At 60.2% G+C, this 15087-nt stretch carries 21 protein-coding genes, 1 pseudogene and 1 riboswitch; of the genes and pseudogenes, 8 read left to right on the top strand and 14 right to left on the bottom strand.

The window, feature by feature from the left end; all coding sequences use genetic code 11:
* Window positions 1-12: 12 nt before the first annotated feature.
* A riboswitch (Fluoride riboswitch) is annotated at window positions 13-83 on the bottom strand.
* A gap of 66 nt (window positions 84-149) precedes the next feature.
* A complete protein-coding gene (locus GGR39_RS14935) occupies window positions 150-506 on the bottom strand; it encodes a hypothetical protein (RefSeq protein WP_183618096.1) in 357 nt (118 codons plus the stop codon).
* 173 nt (window positions 507-679) lie between these two features.
* Here GGR39_RS14935 and GGR39_RS14940 point away from each other — a divergent pair, with 173 nt between their 5' ends.
* Complete coding sequence (locus GGR39_RS14940) at window positions 680-1933, top strand: tyrosine-type recombinase/integrase (RefSeq protein ID WP_183618098.1); 1254 nt, start codon at window positions 680-682, stop codon at window positions 1931-1933.
* Here the strand turns inward: GGR39_RS14940 and GGR39_RS14945 are convergent.
* From GGR39_RS14945 to GGR39_RS14955, 3 genes are read right to left on the bottom strand one after another with little or no spacing between them, the layout of a single operon-like run.
* Entirely contained in the window at window positions 1830-2111 is a 282-nt protein-coding gene (locus tag GGR39_RS14945; RefSeq protein ID WP_183618100.1) for a helix-turn-helix domain-containing protein, read from the bottom strand. The two genes, GGR39_RS14940 and GGR39_RS14945, sit on opposite strands and share 104 nt — an antisense overlap.
* Window positions 2108-2332 (bottom strand): DUF2274 domain-containing protein, encoded by a 225-nt coding sequence (locus tag GGR39_RS17310; protein ID WP_183618102.1) that lies wholly within the window; start codon window positions 2330-2332, stop codon window positions 2108-2110. The genes GGR39_RS14945 and GGR39_RS17310 overlap by 4 nt, the downstream gene beginning before the upstream one ends.
* A 1-nt stretch (window position 2333) precedes the next feature.
* Window positions 2334-2561, bottom strand: a complete 228-nt coding sequence (locus GGR39_RS14955) for a TrbI/VirB10 family protein (protein ID WP_246388772.1) — start codon at window positions 2559-2561, stop codon at window positions 2334-2336.
* On the opposite strand from GGR39_RS14955, the gene GGR39_RS14960 reads away from it, so the two are divergent.
* From GGR39_RS14960 to GGR39_RS14975, 4 genes are all read left to right on the top strand, one after another.
* Window positions 2545-3729 carry a DUF3363 domain-containing protein gene (locus tag GGR39_RS14960; RefSeq protein ID WP_183618211.1) on the top strand — a complete coding sequence of 395 codons (1185 nt, stop codon included), beginning with the start codon at window positions 2545-2547 and terminating at the stop codon, window positions 3727-3729. The two genes, GGR39_RS14955 and GGR39_RS14960, sit on opposite strands and share 17 nt — an antisense overlap.
* 97 nt (window positions 3730-3826) lie before the next feature.
* Window positions 3827-4249 (top strand): very short patch repair endonuclease, encoded by a 423-nt coding sequence (locus GGR39_RS14965; protein WP_183618201.1) that lies wholly within the window; start codon window positions 3827-3829, stop codon window positions 4247-4249.
* Window positions 4246-5433 carry a DNA cytosine methyltransferase gene (locus GGR39_RS14970; protein ID WP_183618104.1) on the top strand — a complete coding sequence of 396 codons (1188 nt, stop codon included), beginning with the start codon at window positions 4246-4248 and terminating at the stop codon, window positions 5431-5433. The genes GGR39_RS14965 and GGR39_RS14970 overlap by 4 nt, the downstream gene beginning before the upstream one ends.
* Window positions 5430-6200 (top strand): GIY-YIG nuclease family protein, encoded by a 771-nt coding sequence (locus tag GGR39_RS14975; protein ID WP_183618106.1) that lies wholly within the window; start codon window positions 5430-5432, stop codon window positions 6198-6200. The genes GGR39_RS14970 and GGR39_RS14975 overlap by 4 nt, the downstream gene beginning before the upstream one ends.
* A gap of 198 nt (window positions 6201-6398) precedes the next feature.
* On the opposite strand, the pseudogene GGR39_RS14980 reads toward GGR39_RS14975, so the two are convergent.
* The 3 genes and pseudogenes from GGR39_RS14980 to GGR39_RS14990 form a co-directional block, all read right to left on the bottom strand.
* Window positions 6399-7163: pseudogene (locus GGR39_RS14980) on the bottom strand (S8 family serine peptidase); the annotation flags it as partial.
* A 138-nt stretch (window positions 7164-7301) separates the two neighbouring features.
* Entirely contained in the window at window positions 7302-8339 is a 1038-nt protein-coding gene (locus tag GGR39_RS14985) for an AAA family ATPase (RefSeq protein ID WP_246388774.1), read from the bottom strand.
* A gap of 98 nt (window positions 8340-8437) precedes the next feature.
* Window positions 8438-9217, bottom strand: coding sequence for a hypothetical protein (locus GGR39_RS14990; RefSeq protein WP_183618110.1), 780 nt, complete (start codon window positions 9215-9217; stop codon window positions 8438-8440).
* 63 nt (window positions 9218-9280) lie between these two features.
* Between GGR39_RS14990 and GGR39_RS14995 the strand changes: the two genes are divergently transcribed.
* Window positions 9281-9511: a hypothetical protein gene (locus tag GGR39_RS14995; RefSeq protein WP_183618111.1), complete on the top strand. Its 231-nt coding sequence runs from the start codon at window positions 9281-9283 to the stop codon at window positions 9509-9511.
* Between the two features lie 159 nt (window positions 9512-9670).
* On the opposite strand, the gene GGR39_RS15000 is transcribed toward GGR39_RS14995, so the two are convergent.
* From GGR39_RS15000 to GGR39_RS15030, 7 genes are all read right to left on the bottom strand, one after another.
* Window positions 9671-9859 (bottom strand): hypothetical protein, encoded by a 189-nt coding sequence (locus tag GGR39_RS15000; protein WP_183618114.1) that lies wholly within the window; start codon window positions 9857-9859, stop codon window positions 9671-9673.
* Between the two features lie 90 nt (window positions 9860-9949).
* On the bottom strand, window positions 9950-10567 hold the full coding sequence (locus GGR39_RS15005; RefSeq protein ID WP_183618115.1) for a PDDEXK family nuclease: 618 nt from the start codon (window positions 10565-10567) through the stop codon (window positions 9950-9952).
* 151 nt (window positions 10568-10718) lie between these two features.
* The gene (locus tag GGR39_RS15010) at window positions 10719-10910 is read right to left on the bottom strand and encodes a hypothetical protein (RefSeq protein WP_183618117.1); all 192 of its coding nucleotides are present in this window, start codon (window positions 10908-10910) and stop codon (window positions 10719-10721) included.
* Between the two features lie 120 nt (window positions 10911-11030).
* Window positions 11031-11243 (bottom strand): hypothetical protein, encoded by a 213-nt coding sequence (locus tag GGR39_RS15015; protein WP_183618119.1) that lies wholly within the window; start codon window positions 11241-11243, stop codon window positions 11031-11033.
* A gap of 377 nt (window positions 11244-11620) precedes the next feature.
* The gene (locus GGR39_RS15020; RefSeq protein ID WP_183618122.1) at window positions 11621-11800 is read right to left on the bottom strand and encodes a hypothetical protein; all 180 of its coding nucleotides are present in this window, start codon (window positions 11798-11800) and stop codon (window positions 11621-11623) included.
* Between the two features lie 135 nt (window positions 11801-11935).
* Complete coding sequence (locus GGR39_RS15025; RefSeq protein WP_183618124.1) at window positions 11936-12268, bottom strand: HNH endonuclease; 333 nt, start codon at window positions 12266-12268, stop codon at window positions 11936-11938.
* Window positions 12268-13395: an ATP-binding protein gene (locus GGR39_RS15030; protein WP_183618205.1), complete on the bottom strand. Its 1128-nt coding sequence runs from the start codon at window positions 13393-13395 to the stop codon at window positions 12268-12270. The genes GGR39_RS15025 and GGR39_RS15030 overlap by 1 nt, the downstream gene beginning before the upstream one ends.
* 354 nt (window positions 13396-13749) lie before the next feature.
* Between GGR39_RS15030 and GGR39_RS15035 the strand changes: the two genes are divergently transcribed.
* Window positions 13750-14712, top strand: a complete 963-nt coding sequence (locus GGR39_RS15035; RefSeq protein WP_183618125.1) for a hypothetical protein — start codon at window positions 13750-13752, stop codon at window positions 14710-14712.
* Complete coding sequence (locus tag GGR39_RS17595) at window positions 14681-14923, top strand: ATP-binding protein (RefSeq protein WP_425490606.1); 243 nt, start codon at window positions 14681-14683, stop codon at window positions 14921-14923. Before GGR39_RS15035 ends, GGR39_RS17595 begins: the two co-directional genes overlap by 32 nt.
* The last annotated feature ends 164 nt before the right edge of the window (window positions 14924-15087 follow it).

A 15087-nucleotide genomic window follows, 5' to 3' on the forward strand; every position in this document is an offset into this window, starting at 1 on the left:
GTTGCGAAAACGCATCAGGTAGGAATCATCAGCCCGAAGGCGGTTCGGCCGAAGCCCGGCGGAAATCCATCGCCTTGGCAGCGCATATCGTATGACATGCGCAGTTGGTCAAGCTGTAACGCATGCGGCGGTGATACTGTACGGCAGCTTCATGCAGCTTCTGCGCTGGCAGCGGCCGTTTTCCTTAAGGCGGTTCCCTGCCGCTGCTTATTTGCACCCAGAACGTCCGGTGTTCCGTTGAAAGCCGCCCTTTTGACGCAGGTCTGGGAATGACGGCAATGTCCCAAAGGCAGTCGTTTGGCCGCCGTCGAAAACTTGCAGTCCATCTTGGGTTCGAATACGATGCCATTCGTCGAACGCTGGCAGTAGGTGCCGGTATTTCGGTGAAAAAGCCGTCGTGGCACTTTTCGTGGTACGCGGGGCGTAAGAGCAAAAGTACAGCACTTAAAATCAACAGCTTGCTGGCTGAGTTCGAATCCCTCCCGCTCCGCCATATTCCACTTCATCGGCGTTCGCCCACGTTCGGAAAATGCCAATAAATAACGGAAATTGCTCGATAAATTTTCCGCTAATGATCGGTGGCGTTCGGGGGGTGCCGAAAAGTCTTGTGGGACTGAGTGTGGGACTGAAGCGGGGTGGAGGGGTTCAATAGCCGGCAGCGAAGTGCTATGAATCCTGCATGGGAAAGCTCACCAAAGCGATCATCGAAAGCCTGAAAGAGCCTGGTCGGTATGCCGACGGTGACGGGCTTTATCTCAAGATTTCGCCGAGCGGCGGCAAAAGCTGGGTGCTGCGTATCCAGATCAAGGGCACGCGGCGCGATATTGGGCTTGGCGACGCTCGTTATGTCCCAGCTCAAACGGCGCGCCTCGAAGCAGCGGCCGCAAAGAAGCTGGCGGCGTCTGGCATCGATCCGCTTGAGGAGCGCCGCAAGGTAGCAAAGGTTGTTTTGACCTTTGAGCAGGCCGCCAAAAAGGCGCACGCCGAAATGATCAAGGGGTGGAAAAACGGCAAACACACCAAGCAGTGGATCAAGACCCTTGAGCGTTACGCCTATCCCAAGCTCGGCAAGCTGAAGGTCGACAAGATCGACGGGCCGCTCATACGCGACGTGTTGGCCGAGATCTGGCTCGAGATTCCAGAGACCGCGCGGCGCGTGCGCCAGCGAATCGGCACGGTTCTGGACTGGTCCTACTCGAACGGCCTCCGCGATACCGAGGCGCCGATGCGATCAATTTCGAAAGGTTTGCCTCGGCAGCCGAAAAAGACAGGACACTTTGCTGCCCTGCCACATGCGGAGGTGCCGGCATTTCTCGTCCGCCTTCGGGCCAAGGAGTTGTCCGCAAGCCAGCTTGCTCTTGAAGCTCTCATTCTCACCGCCGTGCGATCCGGCGAGGTCCGAGGGGCGCGCTGGCCCGAATTGAACGACGACCTTACGCTCTGGAAGATTCCCGGCGATCGGATGAAGGCCGGCGTCGATCATGTCGTACCGCTCTCCCCCCAAGCGGCGGACGTATTTAGGCGTGCGCAGGCCCTTCGAGTCGAGGATTGCGACCTCGTTTTCCCGTCCAGCATGTCAGCGACGGTGCTTTCGGACATGGCACTTCTGGAGTTGGTGCGCGGCATGGGCGTCACTGCTACAGTCCACGGGTTCCGATCAAGCTTTCGCGATTGGGCAGCAGAGGAAACCGATGTCGCCCGCGAGATCGCCGAAGCTGCCCTCGCACACACGTTAGGGAACAAGGTCGAGGCAGCGTATCGGCGGACCGATTTCCTGGCGAAGCGGCGTGCGTTGATGGAGGCGTGGGCGAACCACTGCCTCAGCGAGCCTAAGGCTCGCGTCCGGAAGCCAGCTCGCGAAAAGTCTTCCTCGGCCGCCCGCGCTTCCGGGGCATCGGCGTTGCGGAGGCCGGTTCGCGCTGCCGCTCGATGAAAGTCTCGATACTTGCGCTAATTATCAGGGTGGCGCGGCCGAGCTTTATGATTTCGATCTCACGCGCACCGATCAGCTCGTAGATTTTCGTCTTGCCGACACCGAGCAACCCTGCGGCGTCGGCGACTCTGACCGTCAGCGGGCTCAATCGAAGCGCTCGGTCGGATGGCTTGGTCACGACCGCTGGACGCCCCTCTCCCGTGCCTTTGCGAAGCCTCGGTCGGTTGACAGGAAGGTCGCGAGCATATGCGGGATCAGCTCGGTCACCGGCTCTTCGCTGCCATAAGTCTCCGCATAGCACCGAGCGTAGTCCCGCAGTGCCTCGTGAAGGTCGGGCATGACCGTGATGGCGAGTTTGACCGGGGTGCGATCGGGCAATTTTCTGAGCTTCAGTTCCACGTTAGCTCGCCCTTCCGCGCCACGGCGCAAGGATGAGATCGCGGGTCACCATTACGCGGACAGGCGCGCCGGGGCGGATCGTGATCGTCGGCTGGATGTCGAGATTCCGCTGCGTAATCTGGTCGCCAGCACGCGCGGTATTTGTCTGCGTGGACTGGCGGATGGCCTGCACGAGGTCATTCTCGCCACTGATCGTCACCTCGGATCGTACTGTGTCTTCGGCCGACAACGATCCCTTCCAGCAATCGGTAGCGGTGGGGCGGCTGCGCAAATTGAAGTCCATGAACCTGGCCGAAGACCTCGGGGGCGGACGCTACCGGCTCGCTGACGGGATGGAGGAGACGCTCCGCCGCATGGGCGAGCGCGGCGATATCATCCGCGTCATGCAACACGAGTTGACCGCCCGCCGTCTCGACCGCGCCGGTGTCGAACGGGTGATCGCTTCAGAGTTGCGCGAACCCATTGTTGGGAAGCTCATCAGCCGCGGCTTTTCCGACGAGCATCGCGACCGTCATTACATGATGGTCGATGGCATCGACGGGCGGGTTCATTATGTCGATATCGGCCGGGGCGATGTCGTCCAATCGGTGCCTGAGAATGCGACCGTGCGGATTGAACCTAAGAAGGCGGGCGTAACGCAGGCGGATCGCACCATCGATACCATCGCCCGTGCGAACGGCGGGCGCTACTCCGTGGACCTTCATCTGGCCCATGATCCGCAGGCCAACGAAGCCTTCGCCGCCAGCCATGTCCGGCGTCTGGAAGCCATGCGGCGGGTGGGTGCCGGGCCGGAGCGATCGGAGGACGGGAGCTGGGCCATAACCGATGACCATCTTGCACGCGCCGAGACCTATGCCGTGCGGCAGCAGCGGGACCGGCCCTTGGCGGTATCGGTCATGTCCCGAACCCCTGTCGCCGAACTGGCAGGGAAGGAGGCGCCGACCTGGCTCGATCGGGAGCTGTCTGAGGGTAACGGAAGCCCGGTGCGCGATGCTGGCTTCGGGCGTGAGGTCAGGGCCGCGCTGGCAGCGCGACGGCAATGGCTGGTCGAGCAGCAACTGGCTGATCCGGACGGTGCAGTGCTTCGGTTCCGGCAGGGCGCGATAGACATGCTTCGCCAGCGTGAACTTCGGCAGACCGGTGAGCAGCTGGCGGATCGCATCTGCAAGCCCTTTGCATCTGTCGGGATCGGCGAGCGGATCGAGGGCGTGATTGCCCGCCGGGTTGATCTGGAAGGTGGCTGCTATGCGCTGGTCGAGCGGTCGCGGGATTTTACTCTCGTGCCCTGGCGCGACGTGCTGGAGCGCAACATGGGCAAGGCGGCATCCGGCATCATGCGGGCGGATGGGATCAGCTGGCAGTTTGGGCGCGGCAGGGCCGGCCCTTCGATCAGTTGAGCCAGGATGATCATCGGCCGTGGTCGGTGCGGATCGCCGTGCTTTCCGTTCGGACGGGACGTCCCCATCTTGGCCGTGGGTCCCAGTGGAGATTATGATGGTGGACACACTCACGCCTGTCGAGCGCGCCAAGCGCATGGCGCTCATCAGGGGACGCGACACCAAGCCGGAGATTATCGTCCGACGGATGCTCCATGCCATGGGCTATCGCTATCGCCTTCATGCCAAGGATTTGCCCGGGAGGCCGGACATAGTGTTCCGGTCGCGACGCAAGGCGATCCTTGTTCATGGCTGCTTCTGGCATCGCCATCCCGATCCAGCCTGCAAGCTCGCCCGGATGCCCAAGAGCCGCGTTCAATTCTGGGAGCGGAAACTGGAAGGCAATCGCGAGCGGGACGCCGCCAATGAGGCAAGGCTGAAAGAAATGGGTTGGAAAGTTCTGACCGTATGGGAATGCGAGTTGCGTGATCTGGAACAATTAGGCAACAAGCTCTCCAGATTCATCGGGAAGAAATCATGAAGGCGATTGAACTATTCGCGGGCGCTGGCGGCCTTGCCCTTGGCGTGTCGCGTGCCGGGTTCAAGACGCTGGACGTGGTGGAATGGGATCGTTGGTGCTGTGACACGATCCGCGAAAATCGGTCGCGCGGGAATGCCGGCATGGGCAAGTGGCCCAGCCCTCGCGAGGGCGATATCCGGGATTTTGCGTTCACCCAGTTCGAGGGCCAGCTGGATCTGGTGACGGGTGGGCCGCCTTGTCAGCCATTCTCCCTGGGTGGGCGGCATCGCGCTTATCAGGATGATCGTGATATGTGGTCCGAGGCGGTCAGGGTCGTTCGCGAGACCAAGCCGAACGCCTTCATCTTCGAGAATGTGAAGGGTCTGACCCGCGCCACTTTCGAAACCTATTTCAGCTATATCTACCTTCAGCTCTCCTACCCCGAGATCGCTATCAAGGATAAGGAAGGCTGGCTCGATCATCGCGCTCGCCTGGAGCAGCATCATAGCTCCAAGGGCAGTTCTGCGCTGTCCTACCAGGTGCTGCCTCCCAAGGTGCTGAACGCGGCGAATTTCGGCGTGCCCCAGAAGCGCGAACGTGTGTTCTTCGTGGGATTCCGTTCCGACCTGGGTGTCAAATGGTCCTTCCCGAAGGAAACGCATTCCCGCGAGGCCCTGCTGTGGGATCAGATCCATGGCGACTATTGGGATCGTCATCGGGTCGCCAAGCGGGACCAGAGCGACCTGTCCAGCCTCGCCAAACGCCTCGGTGACCGCCCGACGCTCAAGCCGTGGCGGACGACCCGCGACGCGCTGATCGGGCTTCCCGATCCCGAGCTATCACCGCGTGAGAAATCGGAATTCGTCGACCATCGCTATCAGCCGGGCGCGCGTAGCTATCCCGGTCACACCGGTAGCCCCCTGGATGAGCCGGCCAAGACGCTCAAGGCCGGCGTTCACGGTGTCCCGGGCGGCGAGAACATGCTGCGGCGCCCGGACGGATCGGTGCGCTATTTCACGATCCGCGAAAGCGCCCGGCTCCAGACCTTCCCCGACCAGATGATATTCCATGGCTCGTGGTCGGAAACGATGCGTCAACTCGGCAATGCCGTGCCAGTCGATCTGGCGCATGTCGTGGCCAAATCGACCTTCGACCATTTGCAGGCGCAGTGTATTGCCAGCCGGTCGGGAGGTGCGGCCCGATGAAAGGCTATACCGAGTTCGAATTCGACCTGCCGAGCGCGCTGCTGTCCCGGCTCATTGAGGTGATCGACGGCATCGAGCCAGAGCAGCTCAATGCCGCCAATCTCATCGAGATTCCTGAAGAGCAGGGCGTATATCAGCTCTTCCTGGATGGCCGGCTCGTCTATGTCGGCAAGACCGACGCGGATGCGGGCCTGCGGAAGCGACTGACGCGACACGCGCGCAAGATCATGCATCGCGTTGCGCTCGATCCAGCCCGTGTGGGTTTCAAGGCCGTCCGCATATTCGTATTCACGGCAATGGATCTCGAAAGCGACCTCATTCGCCACTATGGCGGCGTCAAGGCGATCGACTGGAACGGCAGCGGCTTTGGTTCGAATGATCCCGGCCGCGAGCGGGACACCACCAAAGTCGATCCCAGCAACTTCGACGCGGTGTTTCCGATCGATATTGATCGGGAGATGGCCTTCGCGATCGAGGAGGGGGAACGTGCGGCGGATGTGCTTGCGAGGTTAAAAGATGCGCTGCCGTTCACGTTCAGATTCCAAGGCGCGGGCGCGCGCAGCCGTAAGCCCCATCCGGACATGGACGCCATCATAACTCAGGGCGCGGCTGGCCCGATTACGCCGAGAGCCGCAGTCGCCCATATCGTATCGGCTCTTCCCGCTGCGTGGCAGGCGACCGCGCTTCCTGGGTACATCATACTCTACAAGGAAGCGCCGAGAGAATATCCGCAGGCGCGGGTCATCGCGATCAGTGGCGATAGCTGAATTTCGTAAGGCTGGGACATTGTGCTCTGTCCGGTCTTGACCGTCAGGGCGAGGAAAGCGGACGTTCCCGGCGTAACCCAACGGCGGGTTTGCCCCCTGCGCTGGAGCCTATTGGTTACGTCCAGACCTAAGGCATAAAGTCCCTAACCGCGCATGCTCAATACCGAACCCCGCCAGTGGGAGGAAGTAGGCGTGCAATCAGGCGCGGACGCGCACCTGCTGGCGGAGGCGCTCATACAGCCCCACTTCGGCTTCATGCGAGATTTCGACCGCGACCGCGAAACTCTGCTGTCCAGCGTCACCGGCCCAGCCACCTGCACAACGGACAACCAAATAGTAGACGTCGCCGTAACCGCTCACATCGCGAGCGAAACTGACCGAAGCGCTTTGGAGGCTCGATTTCTCCCGCGCCGTCGACGACGGACTGAGATTGCAGTTATTGCGGTTTGTCATCTCAGGGATCGGCCCGTCCGCCTGAGTGCGTCGGCGATAATGGTCGAAGATTTCTTCAGGGGCGCACCCGCGTACAAGCCGAAAACTCATGGAGACGCCGTTATAGTCGAGCCGGCTATGCCGAACCGGCGGATCATAGGCGAGGCTCACCCGAATTGTGCGGCGGCCACGCTCCGTTTGAAAAGGCCTCGGAATCGGAATCTGGTACACCGCGAAATGGTCGATCGTCAGTTCGTCTTCGGCATAGAGGACCACTCGATTGTCATCGGAGTAGGATGCCATTTCGGCATCCACCATCCCATAGCCGCACTGCGCGCGAGTCGGTGCTTCGCCGAGCGTCGCAAGCCGGCGCGTGGCTTCTGCAGGGATAGCGGCGCTTCCAGCCAACAACGCGCGCACCAGATTGGCTGACGAGTTAGGAAAGCGCCCGAGGATCTGACCCGCCTTATAGGCAACCAGAGGTGCTGCGTGAGATGTGCCAGACCGCGTTGCGAACAGGCGGTCGACCGGCCGATGGTGAAGCGCCTGCGGCTATGGCCGCCTGGTTCGCGCATTGGCGGCGGGCCACCGCCGCCGGTCTTGCGCTGCGGCATCCGCTCAGGCAGCCGAACAAGCTGCAGATGGTCGTAGCGGGCCATGCAGTCCGAATCAGGCTGATGTCACGCGCCGCGTTCGACGCTGCCGCCGTTGCTCGTCGGCGACAGCATGCTTGAAATCCGAACCAGAGACCTCCTTGCGACGATCAATGATCGCGGCCTTAATCGCCTGCACGCAGATACGATCCAGTTCTGCGTAGGAATGGCCCTGAAGCTCATCCAGATGATCAGCGGGGTCGAAAGCGATCGCCACATTCTTGAATTTCATCTTCAGGAAGCGGGCAACCATTCGCTGATCCGGGCGGTCAAACCACACGACCTCGTCGAACCGGCGCCAAATTGCCGCGTCGAGCGCATGATCGAGGTTGGTCGCGGCAACCAGATAGCCCTTCGGCTGGATCCGATCGATGAAGATCAAGAGGCTGTTCACGACCCGGCGCAGCTCATTGTGCTCGCCATCCTCATCCCGCGCCCGCGCGATCGCGTCGAACTCGTCGAAAAAGAGGACTGATGGCTGTTTCCGCGCGAACTCGAAAATCTTGCGGATGTTGGTCGCCGTCTCTCCAAGATAGGAAGAAATGAGACGGTCCAGCTTGACGACATAGAGCGGCAAGCCAAGCTCGGCGGCGAAAATCTCCGCGCACAGTGTCTTGCCGCATCCCGGCGGGCCGCAGAACAGCATCTTGGACCGCACCGACAGTCCCCGGCGGCGGATTTCCTCGCCACGGCGAAACTCGTCCAGCAGTCCCTGGAAGATGCGCGTATTCTCAGCTGAGAGGATGATATCCTGCTTATTATGGCTTGGCTCAACGAGTTCGATGAAGTCGCCCGCCGCCTCCGGAAAAGGAATCAGCGACGCAAGTGCCTTGGGCCGACTCGCCTTGGGCGGCGCGACTTCCAGCGAACGGCGGAGCGATCGGGCGAGAACCTTGTTGTTCTTCGCTTCCTCCTCCGTGATGATCTGCTCGGCAACTGCCCGAAACTCATCGTCTCGGCCGTAGCTCGCCAGAAGTTTTTTCATCAGCTCGCCGCGCGCCATCTCACCCTTGCCAGAAAATCGGTCCCCGAAATTGGACAATAGCGGAATCATCAGATTTCGCCATATGTTCGCGATCCCTCCGCATGATTTTTGTCAGCCGGGAAGCTCACTCGGCTCGGTTCGAGTGCGAGATTCAATAGAGCCCCTTCCTATAGAAGCTGAGGAATAGAATCGGCGCGATCGATCACATAACCAATCGTCTCCTTCGCCTCATTTGTGAGCGTGTGCCCCTCAAATTCATAGGCGAGTCCGTCCTTCAGGCGACCGACATGCCTGCCATGGGCAGGTAGCAGAGCTCCGTCCATGCCCTCGAGCCTGACATAAATTGTCCGATCGACTTCCCGAACCGTGCCATGTCGCTTGAAGCCAGGACCGCGCTGGGCAGAGGGTATCCGCCACTCCACCTCATCATGCGCTATGACCGGCCGCAAAGGCGTCGGTGCCTTTTTCGAGAGGCGTTGCGCCTCCGCAACCACGATGATCTGATCGACCTGTTTGACCGTGGTAATTTCGAAGGGCTTGATCGTGAGGCCGCTGATGACGACGGCCTGCACCGTCTTGTTCGCGATAGCTTTGCGGTAGGCTTTGAGCAGATCGGTAAACAGCGCGCTGAATTCAGATGGGTCGCTCGCAAAGCCGAGGTGCACAATCTCGGCAAGGTGCGTCATGAAGGCGGGAAAAATGTCGGAACCTAGTTGCAGGAGGCCAGCGACTTCGGCTGCGTCCTTCAATCGCGCCCAATAGCTGCCAGTGCCGCTATCGACGATAACAAGGTCGCGAGCGCTCTCGCCATTTGCACGACACCAGGCGCGGAACGCCTTGTTATGGGCCTTGAGCAGATCAGCTGCGACATTCGCGCTGATCGTTCCACGGATCTCGACCAGCAATCCCGGTTCGCCGCGGGCTTCCTCCAACGCGGTAAGCGCCACTCCGTCATCCCCCCAAATCTACCCGACAAATTCAATCTGACGCGATGCTAGGGAAATGACAACGTGAGGCAATACCGGCCGGCCAGTGGCGCGATTGAAACTCGTGCCACCTCCGCAGAGTCGGCGATCGCGCGTGGCCATGCCGATGCAGTCTCGTTCGGCCAACCGTTCATCGCCAACCCGGATCTTTCGCAGCGCCTGTTTGAAAATGCGCCGCTCAACTCGACGGACAGGAATACATTCTATGGCGGCGATGGCCGGGGATATGTCGATTATCCAACCCAGGAACCATAGGTGGCTCACCGCAGAGGGCATCGGACCAACACAATATCCTGAAGGTTCAGGCTGTCGCTCACGACCTTTGCCTTTCCCGCTATCTCGGTCGGCGCTGTCAGGTCGCCGATCTGGCGGTTCCCGTGGGCCCAATGTCTAGGTCGCGGGGGCCACCGAGCGTCACGCGCTATAGGTCAGACGCAACGGGCTGTCGGCCTCGCCAGACAAAGCGCTATCAACGGACGCATCGGCTGCCAGCGCTTTTGCCACCGTGGCGAACGGATGCTCGATGAAGTGCTGGTTCATGGCGTCGGCAATGGCCTTTTCCTTCCCGTCGCGCGCAAGCGCGAGAACCGCTTTTCCATCCATCCACCCGATCGGGGCCTTTACCCGTCTTTCCCGCTCGGCCTCGAGCTTCGCCAGGGCATCGGGCGCGATCGAGCCGCTGGTCCAAATCTCTTATCGCTGTTCCGCCTCGCGCAGCGTATGGTGATGCGCATAGTGGGCGCGGAACACCGGGATCTTCGCGAGCCAGTCATCGACATCTTCGAGGCTCAACGTGCCACCCGGTTCCTTCCCTTTGCACTCGATCGCCGTCACGCGGCGGTTGTGCGCCGTGATCGCCTGGACATCGATGTCTTTGCTCTTGCCGCTCTTTGGGTCCTTGGCCCTGATGCCCATGTCGATCGAAACGGCGTTCCTGCGCGCGAGATAGCCGGCCATCAGTTCGAACAGGATGCCGCGCAGGTTTCCATTGCGGCCTTCGATGTCGAAGAGATTGTCGAGGAGGAAGTTCAGCCGATCCGGGCTTGACGACGCGTAGCGCGCTGCGTCCTTGAGGACTTCGCATAATGAGGTGATCGCCGCCCCGACCTTTCTGCCGAACAGATCCTTTGGCGTGGCAAGCATCACGCCGGCGGCATGCCCGGCCGTCAGTGCCTCGCCAGTGAAACCCTCGGCGATGATGATCGCCAAAACCCCGACGTCCTTTAGCGTAGACTCGAGGACGCGTGCCTTGCGAATGAAATATTGGATCTCCTGGATCGTGAGAATGCCCTCGGCAAACGCATCGGCCACGACGAAGCCCGGCTTGGAGCCAGCCCCCTGCAATGGCAGGAGTTAGCTCGGTCCAGCCAGGTCGAAGGCGAACGGTCCTATAGGTCGCAACTCGTCCTCGCCCCTGATCCGGATCGCATTGTAGCTGGCCATGCCAATCTTGCGACACCATTCACGCACGCCATCCAAAGTGATCCGCTCGGTCAGGTCGCGCGCGCATCACGGCGGTCGTGCCGTAGGCGAGGGACCCGGCAAGTTCATAACAATGCCCGTCATCGGCATCGTGCACTTCCTTGATGAAACTCGCCGCGATCAGGCGCTTGGCGACCGCATCGACATGCAGTTGCCCCTTGCGCGGTGACACGGTCGCCCCGCTGATCACCGCAAACTGATCTGAGGGAAGACGGCCACCCCGAGCGATGAACCCGTCAATCGCCGCCGCATAGACCGAGTTGGTCTCGCGCAGGTCGCGCAGGAAGTGCCGTCAGAAGCGCTCGCCGTTCCGATCTTTCGCCAGATAGAGAAAGGCTTCCCGCTTCGGCAGCAAAGGAACAGGGAAGCGCAGGACCGGCTTGGAAGCGCGCGACACACGTTGCCGGACCGCGACAGGCGAGAGGCCAGACGCCACCAGAGCCTCCACGATCAGCGACGAGCGGGATGGGCCGTGGTCGGAAAGGAATTGCGCAACCGTGGTCATTTCCGTACGTCACACTGCTTAATTTATTAATACAACTACCTTACGAGGAGGCGCGTCGCGCTTGGGTTTACGGACCCCATAATTTCAATAGGTTATATTGCACTTTCCAGCGACATTTCGTCGTCTCATGTCACAAAACCCTTAGATAAGCTGTCTTCGCCGTGCGTTTGAGCGCGCAAAGCGGGTCTCCGTTGATCTTCATCACTCTGCCAATTCGGCGTCGCCGGCGGCCCTAGCCTTCGGGCAAACGCGATGGGGCCGGGCCGCCCCGGGGGCGCCTGACGGCGCCCCAATCCGTGGATCAGTAAAGGCACAATTGTGCAGGTCCGTGCCGTCACATCTCCTGAAGACTAACATTACGGACAGTTATCGACGGCTCAATTCGCCTGACCGTGCAGCCGGGCCAAATCGCGGATCGCGTCCGCCACCGATCCGTCAGCCGCCTCTAGTCCCTGCGCTCGGTTGAAAGTGTCGATCTCCAATTCCTTTAGGGCAAAATATTCGTGGTGATAGCTGCCCTTGGCGCTTCCCGGCACGACCGTGAACTTAACCAGCACATCGCCGCCGGTCTGAACCGTCGTTCTGAGCAGATGATGGTTCCGGACGTCGAAATTGGGGTGGACGAGCCGGTAATTTGCGCCCGTGTCCGCTGGGCCTGCGCCCTACGCATCGATCACAAAAGCCACACAATCCTACTTGAACTGCATGTTGCAGCGCTTGCACGAGACGGACAGGTTCCATGGCGCGAAGGTGAAGGGCTTATACAGGCTCTTGGGGAGGATATGCTCCCGGTCGATCATAAAATAGCCGCCGCCCTGAAGGATGGCGCGGCAATAGCAGCATTGCTGCTTGTGTCGCGCCATATGGTAGGAAAGGATACGCTGCTTGGCGCTCTTCATCGCGTCTTTGTGGGCGGCAGGCACCTTGTCCCATGAACTTTCCTCAAGCATCGCCGCAGCGATCGCGGCTTCCTCTTCGGCGCTGAACTTGAAATCGCTTAACGCAGGCAAATAAGCATCGACCATCAGGATACGCCGCTCCCGGCGGTGAGCTTCTTATCGAGGTCGTCCACCAGCTTCGAGACCGCCTCCAGAAACGCTTCCTGTTTCCGGTCGAAACTGGCCTCTTTCATGGCTGCGATAAGGTCAAGAACCTCCGCCTTCGTCGTATCGCCAGCCTCGAACCGCGAGACCGCGCCGACTAGCTCCTCGCTCACGAAATGGCTGACCGGCGTGACCACGTCGAACGCCTTCCACAGCATCTCCTCGATGCTGCCACCGGCCGCAGCGGTATCAAGCTTGAGGAGCTTGGGGCACGCATTCTCGACCTGAAAGACCGATATCATGCCCGAATTCTGGGCGATCGCTCCGGTAACGACGAGTGGCGCATGAGTGGCCACGACGATGGCGGCATCGCGATAGCGCAGGGTTGTCAGTACCGTGTCGATATATTCGCGCTGCCAGTTGGGGTGGAGACTGTTCTCCGGCTCGTCGACGATCACCACCCCGTCGTCGATGACGTTGGCGACCAGGAAGATCATCGACGACATGAGTGACAGTTCGCCCGAACTTGCCCGGTGCAATTCGATCGTCCGACCGTCAACATAGCGCTCCAGATAGACATCGATGCCGCGCACCATCCGGTCCCGGCGCAGATCGCGCTCGAACGACAGCAAAGCCTGCACATCATCCGCGCGGTAGGAAAAACGCGTACCGGAGGAAGCTGCATCGATCCAGAATATGTCCGGGAACGCTCCCCGCTCGATATTGTCGACGAGATTTCGATACACATCACTCTCGTAATAGACGGTGGACCGCTTACGGTCGCCGCGTTTGCCCGGCTTCACCCGGAAGCCGAATTGCGGCCTGTAATGGCAATATTCGAGCGCGGATCCGATCTGGTAGAAGCGTGAGTCCATCTCGGCGAAGGTCATCTGGACGCAGCGTTTTATGATCGAGATCGGCGAATTGAAGCCTTTGCCCGCCGAGATGCGTTCGACGCCCCGCAAGCCGCTGAATCGATCATAGGCCGTGTTGGAGATGATGGCGACCTTGCGATAGTGTCGATTGCGTTGCGCAAGGTCGAACAGGAACCGGCTCTTTCCCGCGCCGTTCGGTCCGACAAGGATCGCGACCCGCTCGTCCTTTCGCATACCCTCTTCTAGACCGAGTTCAGAATATAGCATCGCGCGTTGCCCCGCATTTCCGACGTCATCGGTTCATCACGGCATCGTGCCGAGAAATCAACCAGCAGCCACGCATGCCGACTGTTCGAGCATTGGAGTCGGCGCGCTCAATTTTCGACGCCGGTGCGATCTCGCCGAAACAAGCTTGAAATAGCTTTGCCGACACGGCAATATCGACCTTGCTCTTGGTAGGAGCACGCTACCCGCCGTTGCGAAGCTGTTGACAGCACTACTCTATGACATTCGGTCTCGATCAACACATTGTTCGGACCTGTGAAGTGGTTGGCGGGCAACACTTCGTTGCAGGTCGGGAGAATGATGATGTTGAATCCTGATACCCGTCCCTCGTCCATCAAGGGCATCAAACGACTCGCAACCCAGATCAAAAAGACTGTGGGCATCCCGCATCATGAGGCGCTCGATCTTGCGTCGAGAGCGGCCTCATTCCGGAGTTTCCCGCTCGCCCACAAGGCATTGGTGCGGCCGGCAGAGGGCTATTTACGCTTCCAGCTCTTCCTCACGTTCTACTGGACCGACCGCGAAACCTATAGGCGCGGCCGTGAAACGCTAGAAATCTGGCTGTCCCGGCCGCTGCTCGACCTGTGTAGTAAGGCCGAAATGAAGATGGTGAGCGGTCTTGCGAATATGCGTCTGGTCGCGCCCGATCATCTCGTGACGGACATGATGGGGCAGAGCCAGGAGTTCTCGCGAGGTCAAATCCTCAAATCGGTCCGCGCGCTGAGATTCATAGAGGCCACCGGCCTGCGCCCGTGCGACCATGAGCCGTCACGCAAAGCCAAGGCGTCGCTTTCCGAAGAGTTGCCGGATCACGATCACGACAGTGACTGGTATGATCCGGTCTCCGGTCACTATGTCATGATCGACGAGCCTTATAGCCGCCCGGTTGTTTCGAGCAAACGTGCAGCATGGGCACGCGTCAATGGCTGGCACATCGAAGCGGCGCGTTGGCCCGGTATCTATTTCCCCAACCGATGCGCCTTTTTTCGTGGCGGCCAATGCCAATGCCGGTTTCGACTTCTCCGCGTTGATGGACCGGATCAACGCGATCCCGGTCATCACCGACAACTGGTTAGAATTGTTGTTGACCGAAGTCGACTTGGCCTCGATATGGCACCGACGCTGACATTGATGTTGGAGCCGGTTGGATTTTCGGTGAAGCTGGATCTCCACCCCTGCACGGCTCGGGCCGATGTCGGCCGCATTCGGCAGGCAATCCTGGCGCTCGTCGACAATGCCAGCATCAACGAGAATCGTGAACAGTGAAGCGTCGATTACGGTCGCTGATGCAGGACCAGGACTTCCACACGACCTCGAGCAAGACGCGTTCTATCAGTTTGTACGCGGGACGCAGTCAAAGGGAGGATCAGGGCTTGGTCTAGCGATTGTTCGAGGAAAAGCTCGAGCGCATGGAGGTGATGTGCATTATGAAGCCGAGAGTGGCGTATTTGCCTTCGTTATGAAATGGCCGACATAGTGGCTCGATCGCTTCCTCCTGGTGCGGCCGGGTCGTTGAAGCGGAGTGAAAAGGCGCATATTGCAGACGGCTTTTTGTCCCGATGCGGCCATACCGGACGCTCCCTCATCAGCATTACCAAGACGTGATATTATCGAGGGCCGCGCCCGCACTAGCCTTGAATA

It is taken from the genome of Novosphingobium fluoreni, from assembly GCF_014196615.1.
Classification (GTDB): domain Bacteria; phylum Pseudomonadota; class Alphaproteobacteria; order Sphingomonadales; family Sphingomonadaceae; genus Novosphingobium; species Novosphingobium fluoreni.

What these genes read in the sequence shown, in the direction of transcription:
- GGR39_RS15015 (WP_183618119.1), bottom strand. Translation starts at nt 11,243, where the DNA reads ATGACCACGGTTGCGCAATTCCTTTCCGACCACGGCCCATCCCGCTCG.
- GGR39_RS14940 (WP_183618098.1), top strand. Translation starts at nt 680, where the DNA reads ATGGGAAAGCTCACCAAAGCGATCATCGAAAGCCTGAAAGAGCCTGGT.
- GGR39_RS15035 (WP_183618125.1), top strand. Translation starts at nt 13,750, where the DNA reads ATGTTGAATCCTGATACCCGTCCCTCGTCCATCAAGGGCATCAAACGA.
- GGR39_RS14965 (WP_183618201.1), top strand. Translation starts at nt 3,827, where the DNA reads ATGGTGGACACACTCACGCCTGTCGAGCGCGCCAAGCGCATGGCGCTC.
- GGR39_RS14935 (WP_183618096.1), bottom strand. Translation starts at nt 506, where the DNA reads ATGAAGTGGAATATGGCGGAGCGGGAGGGATTCGAACTCAGCCAGCAA.
- GGR39_RS14975 (WP_183618106.1), top strand. Translation starts at nt 5,430, where the DNA reads ATGAAAGGCTATACCGAGTTCGAATTCGACCTGCCGAGCGCGCTGCTG.
- GGR39_RS15025 (WP_183618124.1), bottom strand. Translation starts at nt 12,268, where the DNA reads ATGGTCGATGCTTATTTGCCTGCGTTAAGCGATTTCAAGTTCAGCGCC.
- GGR39_RS15030 (WP_183618205.1), bottom strand. Translation starts at nt 13,395, where the DNA reads ATGCGAAAGGACGAGCGGGTCGCGATCCTTGTCGGACCGAACGGCGCG.
- GGR39_RS17595 (WP_425490606.1), top strand. Translation starts at nt 14,681, where the DNA reads ATGCCAGCATCAACGAGAATCGTGAACAGTGAAGCGTCGATTACGGTC.
- GGR39_RS14970 (WP_183618104.1), top strand. Translation starts at nt 4,246, where the DNA reads ATGAAGGCGATTGAACTATTCGCGGGCGCTGGCGGCCTTGCCCTTGGC.
- GGR39_RS15000 (WP_183618114.1), bottom strand. Translation starts at nt 9,859, where the DNA reads ATGGATGGAAAAGCGGTTCTCGCGCTTGCGCGCGACGGGAAGGAAAAG.
- GGR39_RS14985 (WP_246388774.1), bottom strand. Translation starts at nt 8,339, where the DNA reads ATGATTCCGCTATTGTCCAATTTCGGGGACCGATTTTCTGGCAAGGGT.